Source organism: Variovorax sp. GW821-FHT09D07 (genome assembly GCF_059416345.1).
Genome location: NZ_JBWKOY010000010.1, coordinates 1 through 18,903, shown reverse-complemented (window position 1 = coordinate 18,903; position 18,903 = coordinate 1). Strand labels below are relative to the sequence as shown.

Annotated in this window: 18 protein-coding genes; 8 read left to right on the top strand and 10 right to left on the bottom strand. The window is 69.2% G+C overall.

The window, feature by feature from the left end; translation table 11 throughout:
• Window position 1 precedes the first annotated feature (1 nt).
• The 4 genes from AC07OX_RS26960 (at window position 2) to AC07OX_RS26945 (ending at window position 6,166) form a co-directional block, all read left to right on the top strand.
• Window positions 2-2,248 carry a phosphocholine-specific phospholipase C gene (locus AC07OX_RS26960; RefSeq protein WP_495262667.1) on the top strand — a complete coding sequence of 749 codons (2,247 nt, stop codon included), beginning with the start codon at window positions 2-4 and terminating at the stop codon, window positions 2,246-2,248.
• 48 nt (window positions 2,249-2,296) lie between these two features.
• Window positions 2,297-3,199, top strand: coding sequence for a LysR substrate-binding domain-containing protein (locus AC07OX_RS26955; RefSeq protein WP_095948271.1), 903 nt, complete (start codon window positions 2,297-2,299; stop codon window positions 3,197-3,199).
• 118 nt (window positions 3,200-3,317) lie between these two features.
• Window positions 3,318-4,733, top strand: coding sequence for a nucleobase:cation symporter-2 family protein (locus AC07OX_RS26950; RefSeq protein WP_492742353.1), 1,416 nt, complete (start codon window positions 3,318-3,320; stop codon window positions 4,731-4,733).
• Complete coding sequence (locus AC07OX_RS26945) at window positions 4,730-6,166, top strand: 8-oxoguanine deaminase (RefSeq protein ID WP_495262668.1); 1,437 nt, start codon at window positions 4,730-4,732, stop codon at window positions 6,164-6,166. Before AC07OX_RS26950 ends, AC07OX_RS26945 begins: the two co-directional genes overlap by 4 nt.
• 21 nt (window positions 6,167-6,187) lie before the next feature.
• Here AC07OX_RS26945 and AC07OX_RS26940 read toward each other — a convergent pair whose 3' ends face one another.
• Genes AC07OX_RS26940 through AC07OX_RS26930 form a run of 3 tightly spaced genes read right to left on the bottom strand, consistent with a single transcriptional unit; the run spans window position 6,188 to window position 8,407 of the window.
• The gene (locus tag AC07OX_RS26940; protein ID WP_495262669.1) at window positions 6,188-7,486 is read right to left on the bottom strand and encodes a c-type cytochrome; all 1,299 of its coding nucleotides are present in this window, start codon (window positions 7,484-7,486) and stop codon (window positions 6,188-6,190) included.
• 7 nt (window positions 7,487-7,493) lie between these two features.
• The gene (locus AC07OX_RS26935) at window positions 7,494-8,219 is read right to left on the bottom strand and encodes a c-type cytochrome (RefSeq protein WP_495262670.1); all 726 of its coding nucleotides are present in this window, start codon (window positions 8,217-8,219) and stop codon (window positions 7,494-7,496) included.
• On the bottom strand, window positions 8,219-8,407 hold the full coding sequence (locus AC07OX_RS26930) for a DUF2970 domain-containing protein (RefSeq protein ID WP_056573062.1): 189 nt from the start codon (window positions 8,405-8,407) through the stop codon (window positions 8,219-8,221). Before AC07OX_RS26930 ends, AC07OX_RS26935 begins: the two co-directional genes overlap by 1 nt.
• Window positions 8,408-8,517: 110 nt before the next feature.
• Between AC07OX_RS26930 and AC07OX_RS26925 the strand changes: the two genes are divergently transcribed.
• A complete protein-coding gene (locus tag AC07OX_RS26925) occupies window positions 8,518-9,936 on the top strand; it encodes an aminotransferase-like domain-containing protein (protein WP_495262671.1) in 1,419 nt (472 codons plus the stop codon).
• A gap of 47 nt (window positions 9,937-9,983) precedes the next feature.
• Here AC07OX_RS26925 and AC07OX_RS26920 read toward each other — a convergent pair whose 3' ends face one another.
• On the bottom strand, window positions 9,984-11,507 hold the full coding sequence (locus AC07OX_RS26920; protein ID WP_495262672.1) for a tripartite tricarboxylate transporter permease: 1,524 nt from the start codon (window positions 11,505-11,507) through the stop codon (window positions 9,984-9,986).
• A gap of 10 nt (window positions 11,508-11,517) precedes the next feature.
• The gene (locus tag AC07OX_RS26915) at window positions 11,518-11,940 is read right to left on the bottom strand and encodes a tripartite tricarboxylate transporter TctB family protein (protein WP_354345540.1); all 423 of its coding nucleotides are present in this window, start codon (window positions 11,938-11,940) and stop codon (window positions 11,518-11,520) included.
• A 224-nt stretch (window positions 11,941-12,164) separates the two neighbouring features.
• Between AC07OX_RS26915 and AC07OX_RS26910 the strand changes: the two genes are divergently transcribed.
• A complete protein-coding gene (locus tag AC07OX_RS26910; protein ID WP_495262673.1) occupies window positions 12,165-12,551 on the top strand; it encodes an energy transducer TonB in 387 nt (128 codons plus the stop codon).
• Window positions 12,552-12,597: 46 nt separating this feature from the next.
• A complete protein-coding gene (locus tag AC07OX_RS26905; RefSeq protein ID WP_495262674.1) occupies window positions 12,598-12,963 on the top strand; it encodes an Imm1 family immunity protein in 366 nt (121 codons plus the stop codon).
• A 21-nt stretch (window positions 12,964-12,984) separates the two neighbouring features.
• Here the strand turns inward: AC07OX_RS26905 and AC07OX_RS26900 are convergent, their stop codons facing one another.
• A complete protein-coding gene (locus AC07OX_RS26900; RefSeq protein WP_495262675.1) occupies window positions 12,985-14,256 on the bottom strand; it encodes an MFS transporter in 1,272 nt (423 codons plus the stop codon).
• A gap of 98 nt (window positions 14,257-14,354) precedes the next feature.
• Between AC07OX_RS26900 and AC07OX_RS26895 the strand changes: the two genes are divergently transcribed.
• Complete coding sequence (locus tag AC07OX_RS26895; RefSeq protein ID WP_495262676.1) at window positions 14,355-14,807, top strand: GNAT family N-acetyltransferase; 453 nt, start codon at window positions 14,355-14,357, stop codon at window positions 14,805-14,807.
• A gap of 40 nt (window positions 14,808-14,847) precedes the next feature.
• Here the strand turns inward: AC07OX_RS26895 and AC07OX_RS26890 are convergent, their stop codons facing one another.
• The 4 genes from AC07OX_RS26890 to AC07OX_RS26875 form a co-directional block, all read right to left on the bottom strand.
• A complete protein-coding gene (locus AC07OX_RS26890; RefSeq protein ID WP_489059126.1) occupies window positions 14,848-14,997 on the bottom strand; it encodes a hypothetical protein in 150 nt (49 codons plus the stop codon).
• A gap of 81 nt (window positions 14,998-15,078) precedes the next feature.
• Window positions 15,079-15,912 (bottom strand): phosphonoacetaldehyde hydrolase, encoded by an 834-nt coding sequence (phnX, locus tag AC07OX_RS26885; protein ID WP_495262677.1) that lies wholly within the window; start codon window positions 15,910-15,912, stop codon window positions 15,079-15,081.
• Window positions 15,913-15,952: 40 nt separating this feature from the next.
• On the bottom strand, window positions 15,953-17,086 hold the full coding sequence (locus AC07OX_RS26880) for a TIGR03364 family FAD-dependent oxidoreductase (protein ID WP_495262678.1): 1,134 nt from the start codon (window positions 17,084-17,086) through the stop codon (window positions 15,953-15,955).
• Window positions 17,086-18,795, bottom strand: coding sequence for a putative 2-aminoethylphosphonate ABC transporter permease subunit (locus AC07OX_RS26875; RefSeq protein WP_495262679.1), 1,710 nt, complete (start codon window positions 18,793-18,795; stop codon window positions 17,086-17,088). The genes AC07OX_RS26880 and AC07OX_RS26875 overlap by 1 nt, the downstream gene beginning before the upstream one ends.
• Window positions 18,796-18,903: the final 108 nt, after the last annotated feature.

The following is an 18,903-nucleotide window of genomic DNA, read 5'->3' as shown; positions in this document are numbered from 1 at the left end:
CATGACCTCCCGCCGCAACTTCCTCACCGGCACCGCCACCACCGGTGCCGCTGCGCTCGCGCTCTCGGCCTTTCCGCCGAGCATCCGACGCGCACTGGCCATTCCGGCCAACAACAAGACCGGCACCATCAACGACGTCGAGCACGTCGTGATCTTGATGCAGGAGAACCGTTCGTTCGACCACTACTTCGGCATGCTGCCGGGCGTGCGTGGCTTCGGCGATCGCTTCACGGTTCCGCTGCCCAGGGGCCTGAACGTCTGGCAGCAGAGCAATGCCAGCGGCCAGCTGATCCTGCCCTACCACCTCGACGGCAGCAAAGGCAACGCGCAGCGGCCAGACAATCTTCCACACGACTGGAGCGACTCGCAAGGCGCCTGGGACGGCGGTCGCCTGTCGCAGTGGGCTCGCTACAAGCGCGACCAATCGATGGGCTACCTGCAGGAAGCCGAGATTCCGTTCCAGTACGCGCTTGCCAACGCATTCACCCTGTGCGACGGCTATCACTGCGCCATGCACACCGGCACTGACGCGAACCGCTCCGTCCACATCACCGGCACCAACGGCCCGACTGCGCAGGGCGTGGCCTTCGTCACCAACGAATGGGACTGGTTGGACGCCACCCCCAGCAAGGTCGACACCGGCTACACGTGGAAGACCTATGCCGAACGGCTGGAAGACGCCGGCGTCAGCTGGATCTCGTACCAGAACATGCCCGACGAATGGGGCGACAACATGCTCGGCGCCTTCCGCCAGTTCAGGCGTGCCAACCGGGCGTCCACCTATCCGGTGACCAGCGGGTACTTCGAGAAGCCCTTTTCCGTCACGGGCCAGACGCTTCCCTTCCACGCCTACGACGCAGCCAGCGACAACCCGGGCAACCCGCTCTACAAGGGCATCGCCAACACATTGCCAGGCAAGGAGCCGGACCAATACCTGGACGCGTTCCGGCGCGACATCAAGGCAGGCCGCCTGCCACAGGTGAGCTGGGTCAACGCACCTTCTGCCTATTGCGAGCATCCGGACCCGTCGAGCCCGGTGCAGGGCGCGTGGTTCATTCAGGAAATCCTCGATGCGCTCACCGCCGTGCCGGAGGTCTGGAGCAAGACCGTGCTGCTCGTCAACTTCGACGAGAACGACGGCTACTTCGACCACGTGCCCTCGCCGTCGGCGCCCTCGCTCAACCCCGACAAGACACCGGCCGGCAAGACGACGCTCACCGATGCCGACCTGAAGGCCGAGTACTTCACGCAGCCGGCGCCGGACGGCAGCCTCAAACAGCCCACGCCGGACGGACGCGTATTCGGCCCTGGCCCGCGTGTGCCGATGTACGTGATTTCTCCGTGGAGCCGAGGCGGCTGGGTGAACTCGCAGGCCTTCGACCACACCTCGGTGCTGCAATTCCTGGAAGCGCGTTTCGGCGTGAAGGAGCCGCACATCTCTCCGTTCCGTCGTGCGGTGTGCGGCGACCTGACCAGCGCGTTCAACTTCGCGACGCCCAACAGCGAGGCAGTCCCTGCGCTCGCCGGCCACAAGTCCCGCGGGGAAGCCGACAAGCTGCGTGTCGAACAGGAAAAGTTGGACCATGTTCCGGTTCCGCAAAACCCTCAGTTGCCGCGCCAGCCCATCGGCACGCGCCCTTCGCGTGCCCTGCCCTACGAGCTGCACACGAGCGCCAAGGCCGACGCCCTCACCGGCCAGGTGCAGCTGATCTTCTCGAACACCGGCAAGGCTGCCGCGGTGTTCCATGTCTACGACAAGCTCCACCTGGATGACCGTCTGCCGCGCCGCTACGTGGTGGAAGCCGGCAAGCAGCTCGACGACAGTTGGGCAGCAGCCACCGACGACGCCGGCCAATACGACCTCTGGGTGCTCGGCCCCAACGGCTACCACCGCCACTTCAAGGGCGACCTCAACCGCCTGCGCGCCGGCGGCGTGGCCGCGCCCGAGGTGCGTGTCTGCTACGACATCGCCAACGGCAACGTCTACCTGCAGATGCGCAACGACGGCAAGGCCCCTTGCAAGTTCACGGTGCGCGCCAAGGCCTACCGCGACGACGGCCCGTGGAGCGCGACGGTGAACGGCGGCGCGCAGTCCGAACAGCACTGGGAACTGGCCGCCAGCGGCCAGTGGTACGACTTCGCCGTCACCTGCGACAGCGACCCGGCCTTCTACCGCCGCTTCGCCGGCCGCGTGGAAACCGGCAAGCACACGGTCAGCGATCCGGCGATGGGCTTGCCCGACCTCTGAAGACGTAGGCATGATCCCCCCGCGCCCGCCAGCGGCGCGGGGGAATTCATGCACGCCAAGGTCATCCGGTACTTCGTCGAAGTGGTTCGCGCGGGCTCGATCCGCAAAGCGGCCGAGCAGTTGCACGTGGTGCCCACGGCCGTCAACCGCCAGATCCTCAACCTCGAGGAAGAACTGGGCGCGCCGCTGTTCGAGCGCATCCACAACACGCTCAAGCTCACGCCCGTGGGCGAGATCGTGCTGGCGCACGCGCGCGGCACGCTGCGCGAGTTCGACCTCGTGCGCCAGCGCATCGAGGACGTGCGCGGCCTGCGCCAGGGCGAGGTCACGCTGGCCACCACGGCCGGCCTGGCCGACGCCTTCCTGCCCGCCGTGGTGCAGCGCTTTCGCGCCGCGCACCCGGGCATCCAGCTGAAGCTGCTGGGCCTGCCCATCGCGGCCGTGCTGCGCAGCGTGGCCGAAGGCGATGCCGACCTGGCGCTGGCCTACGACGTGCCCGGCACGGCCGGCTTTCGCACGCTGTTCAGCAGCGAATGGCCGATCGGCGCGGTGGTGCCGCCGGGCCATCCGCTCACGGCGCATGCGACCGCGCTGCTGGCCGAGTGCGTGGGCTACCCGCTGATCCTGCCCGCGCCTTCGCTCTCGATCCGCCCGATCCTCGATGCCGCGTTCGAGCGCTCGGCCATCCGCGTGTCGCCGGTGGTCGAGACCACCTCCACCGCGCTGATGCGCCGGCTGGTGCGCGACGGCGGCGGCATCACGCTGCTCAACCGCCTGGACGTGGACGAGGAGCGCAACGACGGCAGCCTGGTCTTCGTGCCGCTGCGCGACACCACGCTGCGCGCCCAGACGCTCACGCTCGAGACCCGCGCCGCGCAGGCGCCGAGCGCCGCGGCGGAGCTGTTCGCGAACCATGTCGTGGCCTGCCTGGACGACCTGCTGGCGCCCTGACATGCACCCTGGATGACCGTCCACTTTTTGTGCACAGGGCGCGTCATTTATTGACTTTGCATGTGCAAAGACATCGCTCCTAGACTGCCGCGCCGGTTCATCGGCAGGAAAGGTTCCCATGTTCTCGAACGATAAAAAGACCCCCGCAGGAGACGGCGAAGGGGTCGACCAGAAGCTTCCGCTCGCCCGCTGCGGCGCATTGAGCCTGCAGCACGTGCTCGTGATGTACGCGGGCACGGTGGCCGTGCCGCTCATCGTGGGCGGCGCGCTCGGCCTCTCGAAGGCCGACATCGCGTTCCTCATCAACGCCGACCTGTTCGCCGCCGGCATCGCCACGCTGGTGCAGGCCATCGGCTTCTGGCGCTTCGGCATCCGCATGCCGGTGATGATGGGCGTGACCTTCGCGGCCGTCGGGCCGATGATCGCCATCGGCATGGACCCCTCGCTCGGCCTGCCCGCGATCTACGGCGCGACCATCGTGGCGGGCGTGTTCGGCATGCTCGTCGCGCCGCTCATGGGGCGCGTGCTGGGCGTGTTTCCGCCGCTCGTCACGGGCACGGTCATCACGCTGATCGGCGTGTCGCTCATGGGCGTGGCCATCAACTGGGCCGCCGGCGGCCAGCCCACCGCGACCCGCATGGTCGACGGCGTGGCGCACGCCGTGGCCAACCCGGCCTACGGCGAGCCGGTGAACCTGGCGATTGCCGCGGCCGTGCTGGCGGTGATCATCGCGATCACGCGCTTCGGCCGGGGCCTCATCGCCAACATCGCGGTGCTGCTGGGCATCGTGTTCGGCGTGGGCCTGTCGCTGGCGCTCGGGCGCATGCACTTCGACGGGCTCGAAGAAGCGAGCTGGATGGCTGTGACCACGCCTTTCCACTTCGGCCTGCCGCGCTTCGAGCTCACGGCCATCGCCTCGATGTGCATCGTGATGCTCATCACGCTGGTCGAATCGACCGGCATGTTCCTCGCGCTGGGCGAGATCACCGGCCGCAAGGTGACGACCGACGCACTCACACGCGGGCTGCGCGCCGACGGGCTGGGCACGGTCATCGGCGGCGTGTTCAACACCTTTCCGTACACCTCGTTCTCGCAGAACGTGGGGCTGGTCACGGTGACGGGCGTGCGCTCGCGCTACGTGGCGGCGGGCGGTGGCCTGATGCTGATCGCGCTGGCGCTGTTTCCGAAGATCGCGCACATCGTGGCCTCGGTGCCGCAGTTCGTGCTCGGCGGCGCGGGCATCGTGATGTTCGGCATGGTGGCGGCCACGGGCGTGCGCATCCTGGGCGCAATCGACTATGCGCACAACCGCCACGCGCTGTATGTGATCGCCATTTCCATCGGGCTCGGATTGATCCCCACGCTGTCGCCCAACTTCTTCCAGCACTTCCCCGCCTGGACCCATCCGCTGACGCACAGCGGCATCGTGCTGGGCACGCTGGCCGCGGTGCTGCTCAATCTTTTCTACAACGGCGTGCTGTCGAAGGAACGCTCCTTCGCGATGGCGGCGCGCACTTCGCACGGTACCGAATGACCTTCCAGAACCCTTCGTCCCCTTCACCGCAGCGCCCGCCGCTGCTGATCGTCCGCCACGCCGACGTGCTGGTCACCATGGACGCCGCGCGGCGCGAGATCGCCGACGGCGCCGTGGTGATGAACGGCCCCGCCGTCGCCTGGGTGGGCGCCACGGCCGAGCTCCCGGCGCCGTACCTCGACGCGCTGCGCAGCGGCCAGGCCGAGGCCATCGACACGCACGGCCATGTCGTGATGCCCGGGCTGGTGAACACGCACCACCACATGTACCAGAGCCTCACGCGCGCCGTGCCCGAGGCACAGGACGCCGAGCTCTTCGGCTGGCTCACCCACCTGTACCTGCTGTGGGCGCGGCTCACGCCCGAGATGATCCGCGTGTCGACGCAGACCGCGATGGCCGAGCTGATGCGCTCGGGCTGCACCACCACCAGCGACCACCTCTACCTGTTTCCGAACGGCTCGCGGCTCGACGACTCGATCGAGGCCGCCGACGCCATGGGCATGCGCTTTCACGCCGCGCGCGGCAGCATGAGCGTGGGCCGCAGCGCCGGCGGCCTGCCGCCCGACGAGGTGGTGGAGAAAGAAGCGGCGATCCTGCGCGACAGCGAGCGCCTCATCGACCGCTGGCACAACCCCGCGCGCCACTCGATGCGCCGCATCGTGCTGGCGCCCTGCTCGCCGTTCTCGGTGTCGCGCGACCTGATGCGGCTGTCGGCCGAACTGGCACGCGAACGCGGCGTGTCGCTGCACACGCACCTGGCCGAGAACGACAACGACGTGGCGTACTCGCGCGAGAAGTTCGGCATGACGCCGGCCGAGTACGCCGAAGACCTGGGCTGGGTGGGCCGCGACGTGTGGCACGCGCACTGCGTGAAGCTCGACGACGCCGGCATCGCGCTCTTCGGGCGCACCGGCACCGGCGTGGCGCACTGCCCGTGCTCGAACATGCGGCTGGCCTCGGGCATCGCGCCCATCGGCGCGATGCGGCGCGCGGGCGTGCCCGTGGGCCTGGGCGTGGACGGCAGCGCGTCGAACGACGGCGCCCACATGCTCGGCGAGGCGCGCCAGGCCATGCTGCTGCAGCGCGTGGGCTACGGCCCCGCCGCCATGACGGCGCGCGAGGCGCTGGAGATCGCCACGGTCGGTGGCGCGCGCGTGCTGGGGCGCGACGACATCGGCGCGCTGGCACCGGGCATGTCGGCCGACCTCGTGGCCTTCGACATGCGCGGCGTCGACCACGCGGGCGCCTGGCACGACCCGGTCGCGGCGCTGGTGTTCTGCACGCCGGTGTCGGCGGCGCTGAGCGTGATCGACGGTGTGGTCCGCATCCGCGACGGGCGCTTCACGGGCTTCGAGCTGGCGCCGCTGCTGGCCACGCACCGCGACCTGGCGCGCACGCTGTACGAGAGTGCGCGGCATCCGCACACCGCCTGAGAAGGCGGTGCACCGTGCGCGTCAGCGGCGCATCGTGTCCAGCTGCGTGACCGGCGCGGCGTTGTTGCCCCACGAGCCGCGGATGTAGGTGAGCACCTCGGCCACCTCGGTGGCGTCGAGCGCGTGTCCGAACGGCGGCATGCCGTAGGGGCGCGGGTTGCCGGCCGTCGCGGGCAGGAAGCCGCCGTGCGCGACCACCTGGATCAGGTTGGTGGGCCGCGCCATCGTCACCGCGCGGTTGCCCGCGAGCGGCGGGTAGGCGCCGGCCGCGCCCTGGCCCTGGTCGCCGTGGCAGTAGGCGCAGCGCTGGTCGTAGATCTTCGCGCCGCGCACCATGGCGCCGGCGTCGCGCCGCACCGGCGCGGCGGGGGCCTTGGTTGCTTCGGGGGCGTCCTTCTTCACGGCCTCGGGCAGGTCCTTCAGATAGATCGCCATCGCGCCCAGGTCGGCGTCGCTCAGGTACTGCGTGCTGCGGAACACGACGTCGGCCATCGGGCCCATCACCGAGCCGCGCGGGGCGGTGCCGCTCTTGAGCAGCGCCACGACATCGGTCGCGGGCCAGTCGGCCACGCCGGCTTCGTGCGGATCGGCCAATGAGGGTGCGTACCAGTTCTCCACCGCGATCAGGCCGCCCGAGAGCCCGAGCTTGGTTTCGGTCGCGCCCAGCGAGTTGCGGCTGCCGTGGCAGGCGATGCAGTGGCCCAGCCCACCCACGAGGTAGGCGCCACGGTTCCATTCGGCCGGTTTGTTCGCGTTCGCCACGAAGGGCTGCGGCTTGAACGAGAGCGCGCGCCAGACCGCGAGCGCGGCCTGCGTGTCGTACGGAAAGCGCAGCCGGTGCGCCTTGTTTTCCGTGGCGGCCGGCGCCACGCTGCGCAGGTAGGCGTACAGGGCGTCGGAGTCTTCGCGCGTGACCTGCGTGAAGTTCGGGTACGGGAAGGCCGGGTACAGCAAGCGCCCGTCCTTGCTGCGGCCGTTGTGCATGGCGCGCCAGAAATGCGCGCTGCTCCAGCCGCCGATGCCGTGCGTCGGGTCGGGTGTGAGGTTGGTCGCGTAGATGGTGCCGAACGGCGTTTCGAGCGGCACGCCGCCCGCATAGGGCTGGCCGCCGCGCGTGGTGTGGCAGCCGGCGCAGTTGCCCGCCAGCGCGAGGTAACGCCCGCGCTCGACGAGCTGCGGCGTGGCCTCGAAGGCTTCGGCGCGTTCGGGCAGCGGGTCTTCGCCACGCAGGTTCAGCGCCAGCACGACGCCGGCCAACACGGCCGCCAGGGTGACCAGGCCCAGCAGGGCCCAGCCGAAATGTCTCAGTCGCGCAGTCATCGGGTTCTCAGGGTTTCGCTGCGGTCGGCATGCCGCCGCAGGTCACGGGGAGCGGTGCGGGCAGCGAGGCCGCCGGGCGGGTGTCGGCCGGCATCGGCTGCACGGCCAGCCAGCTGGCCACGGCGTTGATGTCGGCGGTGGTCATGCGCTGGCCGATCTGCGCCATGCAGTCGGGCGCGGGCGCATGGCGCTCCTTGGTGAGCCAGGCGCCCAGCTGCGACGACACATACAGCCGCGGCAGGCCCAGCAGGCCCGGAATGGCCGGCTGCACGCCCGTGAGCGCCGCGCCGTGGCACTGCACGCAGGCCGGGATCTGGCGCGCGGCATCGCCTTCGAGCGCCAGCTGCCGGCCACGGCGCAGCTGCTCGGGCGAGGCGTCGCTCTGCGGCGAGACCGCCGCGTACGGCAACGACAGGTTCGCGAAGTAGTCGGCCATCTCGCGCAGGTAGTCGTCCGACAGGTGCTGGACCATGTAGGTCATGTCGCTGTTGAAGCGGCGCCCGTCGCGAAAACTCACGAGCTGGTTGAACAGGTAGCCCGCCGGCTTGCCCGCCAGGCGCGGGAAGAAGCCGGCGTTGGTGGTGGCGCCCTCGCGGCCGTGGCAGGCGATGCAGGCGGCCACGCGCTGCTCGATGGTGTCGGGCACGGTGGTGGTGGCAGCCTGCGCCGCAACCGGGGCAAGCGGCAACAGCAGCGCCAGGGCCAGCGCTGCCCGGTGGAGCATGGCCTTCATCACGTGCCTGCCGCGAAATGCGCCAGGGCCAGCAGGCCCGCGATCAGCAGCAGGGCCATGCACAGCCCCACGCCGATCAGCGGCAGGATGCCCAGCTGGGCGGTCCGCTTGTCGGCGTCGGCCCGGCGGCCGCCCAGCCCGATGAAGCTCCAGAGTACGGCGCGCACCGCGCGCATCAGATTGAACATGGGTCCACTGTCGCGCAAACGGGTCAAAAAAAACAGATGCAGATCCAGCTCGATTCACCATATCAGATTAGAGTCCCCGCGAATGACAACGGCCCACCGATGAAGCCCCGATGAAACGCTACGAAGCCCTGGCCTCGGACATCGAGGCCTCGATCCGCAACGGCACCCTCAAGACCGGCGACCGCCTGCCCTCCGTGCGCCACACGGGCAGCAGCCGCGGCGTGAGCGCCTCCACCGTGTTCCAAGCCTACTACCTGCTGGAGGCGCGCGGGCTGGTGCGCGCGCGCGACCGCTCGGGCTACTACGTGGCCGGCGGCGGCCTGCGCGACGCGCCGCCCGAGACCACCCTGACCTCGCGCCCCGCCGAGGGCCCGCGCGCGCTCGAGGTGAGCGACCAGGTGTTCGACATCCTCGAGGCCAGCATGTCGCGGCAGGTCGTGCCCTTCGGCTCGGCCTTTCCGAGCCCGCTGCTGTTTCCGCTGGCGCGGCTGGGCCAGTTCATGGCGGCCAGCGCCAAGTCGCTCGACCCGTGGCGCACCGTGGACGACCTCACGCCCGGCAGCGCGGCGCTGCGCCGGCAGATCGCGCTGCGCTACCTGGCCGACGGCCTGCCGGTGCCGGCCGAGGAGATCGTCGTCACCAACGGCGCGCTCGAGGCGCTCAACCTGTGCCTCTCGGCCGTGACGCGGCCGGGCGACGCGGTGATCGTCGAGTCGCCCACCTTCTATGCCGCGCTGCAGGCGCTCGAACGCATGGGCCTGCGCGCCATCGAGGTGCCGACGCACCCGGGCGAAGGCATCGACCTCGACGCGCTGGCGCAGGCCATCGCCGCGCACAAGCCGACCGCCTGCTGGCTCATGACCACCTTCCAGAACCCGCTGGGCAGCCTGATGCCCGACGCGAAGAAGAAGGCGCTGGTCGAACTGCTCGCGCGGCACGAACTGCCGCTGATCGAGGACGACGTGTACGCCGAGCTGTACTTCGGCGAGCGCCGCCCGCCGCCGGCCAAGGCCTTCGACACGCAGGGGCTGGTGCTGCACTGCTCGTCGTTCTCGAAGAGCCTCGCGCCCGGCTACCGCATCGGCTGGGCCTCGGCCGGGCGCTTCGCGCGCAAGGTGGCGCGCCAGAAGCTCACGACCACGCTCAGCACCTCGGTGCCCGCGCAGCTGGCGCTGGCCGACTACCTCGAGAAAGGCGGCTTCGACAAGCACCTGCGCAAGCTGCGCCAGACGCTGGCGATGCAGCAGGCCAGCTTCACGCAGGCCGTGGGGCATTACTTTCCGGCGGGCACGCGCGCCACGCGGCCGTTGGGCGGGTACTTCCTCTGGGTCGAGCTGCCGGCGCAGGTGGATGCGCTGGAAATCCATCGCCAGGCGCTGGAGCGCGGCATCAGCGTCGCGCCCGGCCCGATCTTCTCGGCCACGCGCGCGTTCTCCAACTGCCTGCGGCTGAACTACGGCCACGCGTGGGACGCGCACAGCGAGCAGGCCCTGCAGACGCTGGGGCGGCTGGTGGCACAAGCGAGCTGAAACGACAACGCCCGCCGAAGGGGCGGGCGTTGTGCGGGCCTGTCGACCTACTCTTGCGGTTCCAGCGCGACCGGCGCCGGCGCGCCGTTCTTCTTGCGCGCCTGCAGCAAGAACGCCACCAGCTGCCACACCACGAAGATCGCGATCAGCCCCAGCAGCGTGCCGCTGATGGGCCGCGACACGAAGGTGCCGAAGCCGCCGCGGCTGAGCAGCATCGCGCGGCGGAAGTTCTCCTCGAGCATCGGCCCGAGGATGAAGCCCAGCATGAGCGGCGCGGCGTCGAGCTCCAGCCGCATGAACATGTAGCCCATGAAGCCGAACGCGGCGGTGATGAACACGTCCTGCAGGTTGTTGTTCACGCTGTAGGTGCCGATGCAGCAGAAGAACAAAATCGACGGGAACAGCACGCTGTACGGGATCTTGAACACCGAGAGCCAGTAGCGCACCAGCGGCACGTTCAGCACCAGCAGGAACACGTTGCCGATCCACATGCTGGCCACCAGGCCCCAGAACAGCTCGGGGTGGCTGGCGATCATGTTCGGGCCCGGCTGGATGCCCTTGATGATGAAGGCCGCCAGCATCAGCGCCATGACCGCGTTCTCGGGAATGCCGATGCTCATGAGCGGAATGAAGCTCGTGCGCGCCGCCGCCTCGTCGGCCGCCGCCTGGCCGGCCACGCCTTCGATGCAGCCGGTGCCGATCTCGTGCTTGTACTTGCTGACCTTCTTGTCCAGCGCGTACGCCGCGAACTGCGCAATGGTCGGGCCGCCGCCGGGCAGGATGCCCAGGATGGAGCCGACCACGCTGCCGCGCAGCGCGCTCGGAATGATCCGCTTGAACTCCGCCCAGGTCGGGATGAGGTTGATCTTGCCGTTGAAGGGCGAGCGCTCCTCGCGCGAGTCGAGGTTCTTCGTGATCTCGGCGATGCCGAAGCAGCCCAGCGCAATGCTCACGATGCCCACGCCGTCGGTCAGGAACGGCATGTCCATCGTGAAGCGCGCCATGCCGCTGTTCACGTCGGTGCCGATGGTGCCCAGCAGCACGCCGATCATGCACATCGCCAGCCCGTTCAGCAGGCTGCCCGTGGTCACGAAGCTCACGCACACGAAGCCCACCAGCATCATCGCGACGTAGTCGGCCGGGCCGAACAGGAAGGCCACCTCGCCCAGCGTCGGCGCCAGGAACGACAGCACCAGGATCGCGACCGTGCCGCCGATGAAGCTGGAGAAACCCGCCGTGAACAACGCCAGGCCCGTCTTGCCCTTGAGCGTCATCGCGTAGCCGTCGATGCAGGCCACGATGCTGCTGGCGTGCGGGATCTTCATGGTGATCGCGCTCACGCTGTCGCCGTACTGCGCACCGTAGTAGATGCCGGCCAGCATGATCAGCGCGCCGGTGGTGGGAATCGAATACGTCAGCGGCAGCAGCAGGCTGATGGTGGCCAGCGGCCCCAGGCCCGGCAGCAGGCCGACCAGCGTGCCCACCGTGCAGCCGATGGCGCAGTACATCAGGTTGTGCAGTGTCAGGGCGTGCGAGAAACCGAACGCCAGGTTGTTCAGGACTTCCGTCATGGTCGTGGCCTCAGAAAAGCGGCAGGTTCAGGCCGAGCAGCTTCTGCAGCGCCAGCGCCATGGCGATCAGGCCCGCCGAGATCTTCACGTTGCGCAGCCACGAGTTGGAACTGCCCGCGAAGGCCGAACAGAACACCATGAAGACGATGCCCGCGATCATGTTCACGTACATCGAGATCAGCGCGAACCCGCACAGGCTCGACAGGATGAGTCCGATGTTCTTGAAGTTCAGGTCCAGCGTCACCGGCGCCACCACGAACGACCGGACCACGGTGGCCACGCCGATCAGCAGCAGCAGGCTGCTCACCATCACGGGGAACAGGCCCGGCCCCGCCCGGCTGAAGTCGCCGATGGGATAGCGCAGCGCGGTCAGGCCGAAGGCCAGCGCGATCGCCATGAGGAACAGACCTCTGACAAGGTTTCTATTTTTCATTCATACGCTCACGGAGTGTTGTGATTCGAATGCGCCCGTGACCGGCAAAACCGGTGCGGGCGTGTCTCCGTCCGGAGGGAGTCGCCGGACGGATCGATGCTCTTTTTGCAAGCTGATCGGAATCTGACGCAGCCGCGAGGGGAACTACGTACCGGGCGCGAAGGCGGTGAGCGCGCCCGGGTCACAATGCGCTGGGCCTCCTTTCGAAGGATTGCGGAACACCGATGAAGACACCACGCCACGCTCCCCGACACGCGCTCCTGGCGGGCGCTGTTGCCGCCTTGCTGACGGCCTGCGCAGCACCACCGCCGTCGGCGCCTGGCGAGTGGTCACCGCAGCCACCCAACCCGAACGCGCCCTACCCGGCCGAATCGCGGATGAACGGGGAGCAAGGCATGGTGCTGCTGCGCGTGCGCACCACGCCGGCCGGCCTGCCCGCGAGCGTCGAGGTGAAAGAGTCGAGCGGCCACGCACGGCTGGACCGATCGGCCGTCGAGACCGTCCGCAAATGGCGATTCAAGCCGATGCCAGATGACGGCACGGTGGTGTGGCGCGAGGTACCGATCCGGTTCTTCATCACGTCGCCGCCGCAGCAGCCGACGATGAATTAGGAACGCCCGTCCGGACGCAAGACACGAGATGCCGCACGTGATTCAGATGACGCTCGACGATCGTTTGCTGGACATTTCGGCGCCGGGCCCATGGGCCCGTGCGCTCGATCTGATCCAGTCGACCTCCCGGTTCGAGTTGTGGGTCTGCGTGCCCGACGGCCCGTCGCTATGCATGCTGCGAAACGGCGAGAACGCCTGGCTGATGTACCTCCGAGAGCCGGGTGACAGCGGCTTCAGGTCGTCGGGCGACACACACCGGCCTGGCCTGGGAGTCTTCACGTTGAGCAACGGACAGGTCGACGAGTACCCGCTCGCGTGGTGCATCGACGTCGCACACTGTCGCCAGGCCCTCGTCGATTTCCGCGACCGCAACGGCGCGCGGCCCGAATCGATCACGTGGTGCGAAAGCTAGGCGGCGCGATCTTTCTCGGCCTCAGGCCGCCACCGCCACCCCACCCCGCCGCATCCGGCGCACCCTGAACAGCAGGAACGCCGCGATGCTCACATTCACCAGGTTCCAGCCGATGCCGTTCAGGAAGGCCGCGTGGTAGCTGCCCGTCAGGTCGAACACCTTGCCCGACATCCAGCCGCCCAGCGCCATGCCGAACAGCGTGAACATCAGCACCGTGCCCACGCGCGCGCCGGCTTCCTTGGGCGGAAAGTGCTCGCGCACGATGATCGCGTACGAGGGCACGATGCCGCCCTGGAACAGGCCGAACAGCGCCGAGATCACATACAGCGGCACCAGCCCGTCGAAGGGCAAAAACAGCAGCAGCGCCACGCACTGCAGCACGCCGCCCAGCATCAGCGTGCGCAGCCCGCCGATGCGGTCGCAGATGGCGCCCGACACCAGCCGGCTCACGATGCCGAAGCCCAGCATCAGCGACAGCATCATCGCGCCCTGCGCCGGGCCGTAGCCCAGGTCGCCGCAGTAGGCCACGATGTGCACCTGCGGCATCGCCATCGCCACGCAGCAGGCCACGCCCGCCACGCACAGCAGGCCCTGCGCCGTGCCCATGCTCAGGCCGAAGGGCCGCGTCATGTCGCGCACCAGGGTGCTGCTGCCCGCCACCTGCGACACCGGCGCCGCCTCGACCAGTGCGGGCGGCCGCGCGCGGAAGAACAGCGCGAGCAGCGCCATCGTCACGCCGCAGAAGATGCCCATGCCGATGTAGGTCTGGCGCCAGCCGACCTGCTCGACGAAGTGCTGCGCGATGGGCGGCCACACGGCGCCCGCGAGGTAGTTGCCGCTGGCGCATACCGCCACCGCGATGCCGCGCCGCTTGACGAACCACAGCGAGGTGTCGGCCACCAGCGGCGCAAAGGCCACCGAGCTGCCGAGGAGGCCGACCAGCAGCGCCTGCGCGATGGTGAAGGACACGATGCCTTGCGACAGGCCCGTGGCGATGTAGCCGGCCGCCAGAAAGACCGAGCCCATCAGCAGTGGCTTCATCACGCCGATGCGGTCGGCCAGCTTGCCCATGAGCACGCCGCCGAAACCGAAGCCCAGCATCAGCAGCGTGTAGGGCATGGAGGCATCGGCGCGCGCCACGCCGAACTCGGCCTGCACCGCGGGCAGCATGACCGACACCACGTACATGCCGCTGCTGCCGACCGTCATGACCAGCAGCGTGAGCGCCAGGCGCACCATGGCGTAGCGCGAGTCGGGCTGGTGGACGATGGTTGTCTCTGGGGTCGTCTTCATTCTTCTTGTCTCCACGCGTGCATCGGGTGGCGCACGTCGTGTGGCATTCTCGCGGAAGGCCGCGCCGCCTGCTGCGCGTGCCCTCGAGCACCCGACGCATGCCCATCACCTACAGACAAGCCATTCCCGAAGACACGCCCGCGTGCCTCGACCTGCGCGGCCGCACGCGAGAGAACGCCTTCTCCGTCGACGAGCTGAAGGCGCTCGGCATCACCCTGGAGAGCTGGCAAGCCGGCATCGCCGACGGCTCCCTGCCCGGCTACGTTGCGCTCGTCGACGGCGAGCTGGCGGGCTATTGCTTCGGCGAGCGCGACACCGGCGAGATCAGCGTGCTGGCGCTGCTGCCTGCGTACGAAGGCCAGGGCATCGGCAAGGCGTTGCTCGCACTGATGGTCGAAGAGTTCAAGGGGTTGGGCTTCCAGCGGCTCTTCCTGGGCTGTTCGCCCGACCCGCAGGTGCGCTCGCACGGGTTCTACCGGCACCTGGGCTGGAAGCCCACGGGCGAATTCGATGCAGCGGGCGATGAAGTGCTGGCGTACGTCCCGTCCTGAGACGTTCGCCGCGGCCGGTGCGCTGAACGCCCCGGCAGCCTCAGCCCACGCACGGCGCGGGCGCCATCACCACCACGACGCTCGACGACAAGAAGGCCTTCGGCATCGGAGTGCCGGGCTTGCGCTTGCCGTCGCAGGCCGCGGTCAGCAGGCCGAGACAGAGCAGAAGAACAAAGGCTGTGCTTCGCATGCGGCGCATGCTAAGCCCGCGAAGTGGCGCGTCAAGTCGGACGGCAGCGCCAGCCACCGTCGGTAAAGCGAGCTTTCTGCTTCAGCGCAAAAGGACTTCCGGGCGCTCGCCGGCCTGCAGGCGGCGTTCGATGTCTTCCAGCACATTCGGCAGGTCGGCCACGCTGTCGATCACGTAGTGCGCGCCGGCGGCTTCCAGCTCGGCGGTGGCACGGGCGCGGCGGGCCTGCTGGCTGTCGGCGTCGAGCGCCTGCCATTCGGCCAGCGTCAGGCCGTTGACGTTGCCGCTGACCGACACGCCGACGGCCCAGGTGCCGGCGTTGAGGCCTTCCTGCAGGCCCACGCCGGTGTCGTCGACCTTGACGACGGCGTGCGGCGGCCACACGCCGAGGTCGGCGAAGCAGCGGTACATCATGAGCGGCGACGGGCGCCCCGCCGCGAGGTCGCCGGCGCACACGAGGTTGTCGGGTTCATAGCCGCCGGCTGCGGCGAGCGGCGTGACGACGTCCATGATCGGGCGGTTGTAGCCGGTGGTCGAACCGATCTTCAGGCCGCGTTCGCGCGCCGCGTTGACGGCCTCGATGGCGCCCGGAATGAAGTCGGTGTGGTCGCGCACGCTGGCCGCGTTCATGGGCGTGAACACCTCGTACAGGCGGTCGACGTCAGCGTCGCTGAAGGCATGGCCGTGCTTCGCTGCCCACTGCGCGGCGATGCGCGGCTGCGTGCCCAGGGCCTTGATGTGGTCCCACTTGGCCATGCCCATCGGGGCACGCGCCTCGTCGATGGTGATGTCGATGCCGGACTGTGCGAACAGCTTCACGAAGGCGCCCGTGGGCGCGCAGGAACCGAAGTCGAGGATGGTGCCGGCCCAGTCGAAGACGACGGCCTGCAGCCTGGCATGGTGATGGGCGTTCATGGCGACGAAAGAAGAAAAGGGATGAAGAAGGCGGTGATGCTCACCACGCGTCGAACACGTCGGCGGCAATGCCGAAGCCCGTGCTCGCGCCGCTGCCGCTGGTGACCAGCACCACGCGCGTGGCGTCGTCGGGCGCGTCGATCACGCAGGGCGTGGTCTTCGACGACGGGTACACGCCGGTCCAGCGCTCGGTGACCTGCGCGATCTCGAGATTCAGCGTGCTGCGCAGGTGCCGCAGGATGAGCTGGTCGACCGCCTCGATGGCGAAGGGTTCGGGTGCGTCGCCGTAGTGGTGCGAGTCGCCGACCACCAGCGAGCCGTCGGCGCTCTGCACGACGATGAGGTGGATGCCGTGGTCGAGCGAGGCGCGCTCTTCCTGCATCAGCCGCACGCGCAGCGCCGCCGCTTCGGGCAAGCTGCTGTAGCCCTCGTAGCGGACCAGGCTCAGGTCGGTCATGACCGCGCCCGGCAGCCGAAAGCCGGCCTCGGGCTGCACGCGCAGCATCTGCAGGCGGCACAGCGTGAGGTCGTGCGCGGCGATGCGGCCGGCGAACAGGCCGTGCAGCTCGGTGTTGGTGCAGACCACCACGCGCTCGCCGCGCAGGGTGCCGCGCGAGGTGCGCACGCGCGGGGTTTCGACCTCGTGCACGGTTTCGCCGAAGCGGAACACCACGCCGTGTGCCTCGGCCAGCCAGCGCGCGAGCAGGCCGACGGCGGTGCGCGATTCGACGCGCAGCTCGTGCGGGCTGAACAGCACCGAGCGCGCCTGCGCAAGGTTGAGGCCGGGCGCGCGCTCCTGCGCGTCGGCGGCGTCGATGAGCGCGCAGGCCTCGGCCATCGGCGTGCGCAGGAAGGCTTCGAGCACGGCATGCGCCTCGGGCCGGTACGCCGCGAGCCAGAGGTGGCGGTGCACGATGTCGATGCCGGCCTGCGGTGCGACGGCCTGCCACACGTTGCGCGAATGCATGGCGCGGCGCCACATGTCGCCCGGCGCCTGGCCGGTGACGGTGATGAAGCCGAAGTTGCGGATCGAGGCGCCCAGGCACGCAGCATCGCGCTCGACCACGCACACGCGCAGGCCGCGCTGCGCGGCGGTGTAGGCGTGGGCCAGGCCGACGATGCCGGCGCCGACCACGATCACGTCGAAGCTGTCGACGGACATGCTGGGGTTCATCAACGTTGTCTCCAGGCTTGCGTGCGCTTCAGCGCCCAGTGCCCGGCCAGCGCGAACAGGCCGCGGCCGACGGCGGCCGTGAGCATGATGAGCGAGGCCATGGCGGCGGCGGGTGCCACGTCGCCGGCGTCGTCCATGTTGAGCACGGCGATGGCGGCCAGCGTGGTCTGCGGCGAGTAGAGGAACACGACGGCCGACACGGTGGTCATCGCGTTGACGAAGAAGTAGCCGGCCACGTTGAGCACGGTGGGCAGCGCCACCGGCAGGTGCACGCGCCACAGCGTGCGCCAGAACGGCACGCCCATCGACTCGGACACCAGCTCGTACTCGCGGTCGAGCTGGCGCAGCGCGGTGAGCGAGGTGAGGTGCGCCACCGAGAAGAAGTGCGCCACGGTGCAGATCACGAGGATCGCCATGCCGCCGTACAGGCCGTGCAGCGGGTTCGAAGCGGAGTTGAAGAAGAAGATGTAGCCCACGCCGAGCACGAGCCCCGGCACGGCGAGCGGCAGGTTGGCCAGCAGGTTCAGCAGCTCGCGCAGCAGGCCGAAGTGGCGCGGCTTCTCCACGAAGTAGGCCGACACGAAGGTGGCGAGCGCACCCGCCACGGCCGCGCACAGCGCCAGGCGCAGCGAGTTGCCGTAGCTGCCCCAGCCGCCGCCGTCCATGTTGCTGAAGTCGTAGTTCTTCAGCGAGGGCGTGAGCTTGTAGGGCCAGTAGCTGGCGAGCGAGGCGAACACGGCCATGCCGATCATCACGACGATGGCGATGGCGGTGAGCGTGCAGAACACGAGCAGTGCGCGGTCGCGCGTCTTCACGGGCTCGGGCTGGTAGGGCGTGGCGCGCGCCGACAGCGCGGCGGCCTGCTTGCGGCGCACGCGCCGCTCGACGAGGAACGACAGCACGGCCGGAATCAGCAGCACGAGGCCGACCACCGCGCCCATCTGGAAGTTCTGCTGGCCGACCACCTGCTTGTAGATGTCGGTCGCGAGCACGCCGGTCTGGCCACCCACGACCTTGGGCACGCCGAAGTCGGTGATGACGAGCACGAACACGACCATCGCGGCCACGATGAGGCCGTAGCGCGACGAGGGCAGCGTGACGGTGCGGAAGATGCGCCAGCGCGAGGCGCCCAGCGTCTGCGCGGCCTCGTACAGGCGCCCGTCCGAGGTGGCCATGGCGGTGGTGAGAATCAGCAGCGCATGCGGCAGCGTCCAGAACACCGAGCCGAGCACGATGCCCAGCGGCCCGTAGATCGACAGGTCGCCCAGCAGCCCCTTGAACAGGCCCTGGTTGCCGAACAGGTAGATCAGGCTGATGGCCGGCAGCAGCGAGGGCGCCAGCAGCGGCATGAGCGCCACGGCGCGCAGCAGGCCCTTGGCGGGCATGCACGAGAGCGTGAGGCCGTAGGCGTACACATAGGCGATGGCGGTGCACAGCACGGCGCTGATCACGGCGAGCAGCACGCTGTTGAAGGCCGACTGCACGAGCGCGGGGCTCTCGAGGTAGCGCGCGAAGTTGGTGAGGCCGACGAATGCGCCGGCGCGGTCGTAGAAGCTCTGGCCGACGAGGGCGCCGACGGGGAGCGCGACGATCACGACGAGCAGCAGCACGACGAGCAGCACGGCGGCGCCGGTGAGCCAGCGTTCGCGGTCGACGTGATTGGCGCGCGGGATGGCGATCGGGGCGAGGGCTTCGGAAGGGGTGCTCATGTTGTTGTTCTTGTGTCGTTGTTCAGGGCGTGTGCACAGGCCACCGGGTACTTCCCTCCGCGAATGTCCCCCGGGCTTCGCCCTCCTCCTTGATTTCGCTGCGGGAAG

Coding starts and splice junctions, on each gene's coding strand:
- AC07OX_RS26960 (WP_495262667.1), top strand. CDS start 2: ATGACCTCCCGCCGCAACTTCCTCACCGGCACCGCCACCACCGGTGCC.
- AC07OX_RS26955 (WP_095948271.1), top strand. CDS start 2,297: ATGCACGCCAAGGTCATCCGGTACTTCGTCGAAGTGGTTCGCGCGGGC.
- AC07OX_RS26950 (WP_492742353.1), top strand. CDS start 3,318: ATGTTCTCGAACGATAAAAAGACCCCCGCAGGAGACGGCGAAGGGGTC.
- AC07OX_RS26945 (WP_495262668.1), top strand. CDS start 4,730: ATGACCTTCCAGAACCCTTCGTCCCCTTCACCGCAGCGCCCGCCGCTG.
- AC07OX_RS26940 (WP_495262669.1), bottom strand. CDS start 7,486: ATGACTGCGCGACTGAGACATTTCGGCTGGGCCCTGCTGGGCCTGGTC.
- AC07OX_RS26935 (WP_495262670.1), bottom strand. CDS start 8,219: ATGAAGGCCATGCTCCACCGGGCAGCGCTGGCCCTGGCGCTGCTGTTG.
- AC07OX_RS26930 (WP_056573062.1), bottom strand. CDS start 8,407: ATGTTCAATCTGATGCGCGCGGTGCGCGCCGTACTCTGGAGCTTCATC.
- AC07OX_RS26925 (WP_495262671.1), top strand. CDS start 8,518: ATGAAACGCTACGAAGCCCTGGCCTCGGACATCGAGGCCTCGATCCGC.
- AC07OX_RS26920 (WP_495262672.1), bottom strand. CDS start 11,507: ATGACGGAAGTCCTGAACAACCTGGCGTTCGGTTTCTCGCACGCCCTG.
- AC07OX_RS26915 (WP_354345540.1), bottom strand. CDS start 11,940: ATGAAAAATAGAAACCTTGTCAGAGGTCTGTTCCTCATGGCGATCGCG.
- AC07OX_RS26910 (WP_495262673.1), top strand. CDS start 12,165: ATGAAGACACCACGCCACGCTCCCCGACACGCGCTCCTGGCGGGCGCT.
- AC07OX_RS26905 (WP_495262674.1), top strand. CDS start 12,598: ATGACGCTCGACGATCGTTTGCTGGACATTTCGGCGCCGGGCCCATGG.
- AC07OX_RS26900 (WP_495262675.1), bottom strand. CDS start 14,256: ATGAAGACGACCCCAGAGACAACCATCGTCCACCAGCCCGACTCGCGC.
- AC07OX_RS26895 (WP_495262676.1), top strand. CDS start 14,355: ATGCCCATCACCTACAGACAAGCCATTCCCGAAGACACGCCCGCGTGC.
- AC07OX_RS26890 (WP_489059126.1), bottom strand. CDS start 14,997: ATGCGAAGCACAGCCTTTGTTCTTCTGCTCTGTCTCGGCCTGCTGACC.
- phnX (WP_495262677.1), bottom strand. CDS start 15,912: ATGAACGCCCATCACCATGCCAGGCTGCAGGCCGTCGTCTTCGACTGG.
- AC07OX_RS26880 (WP_495262678.1), bottom strand. CDS start 17,086: ATGAACCCCAGCATGTCCGTCGACAGCTTCGACGTGATCGTGGTCGGC.
- AC07OX_RS26875 (WP_495262679.1), bottom strand. CDS start 18,795: ATGAGCACCCCTTCCGAAGCCCTCGCCCCGATCGCCATCCCGCGCGCC.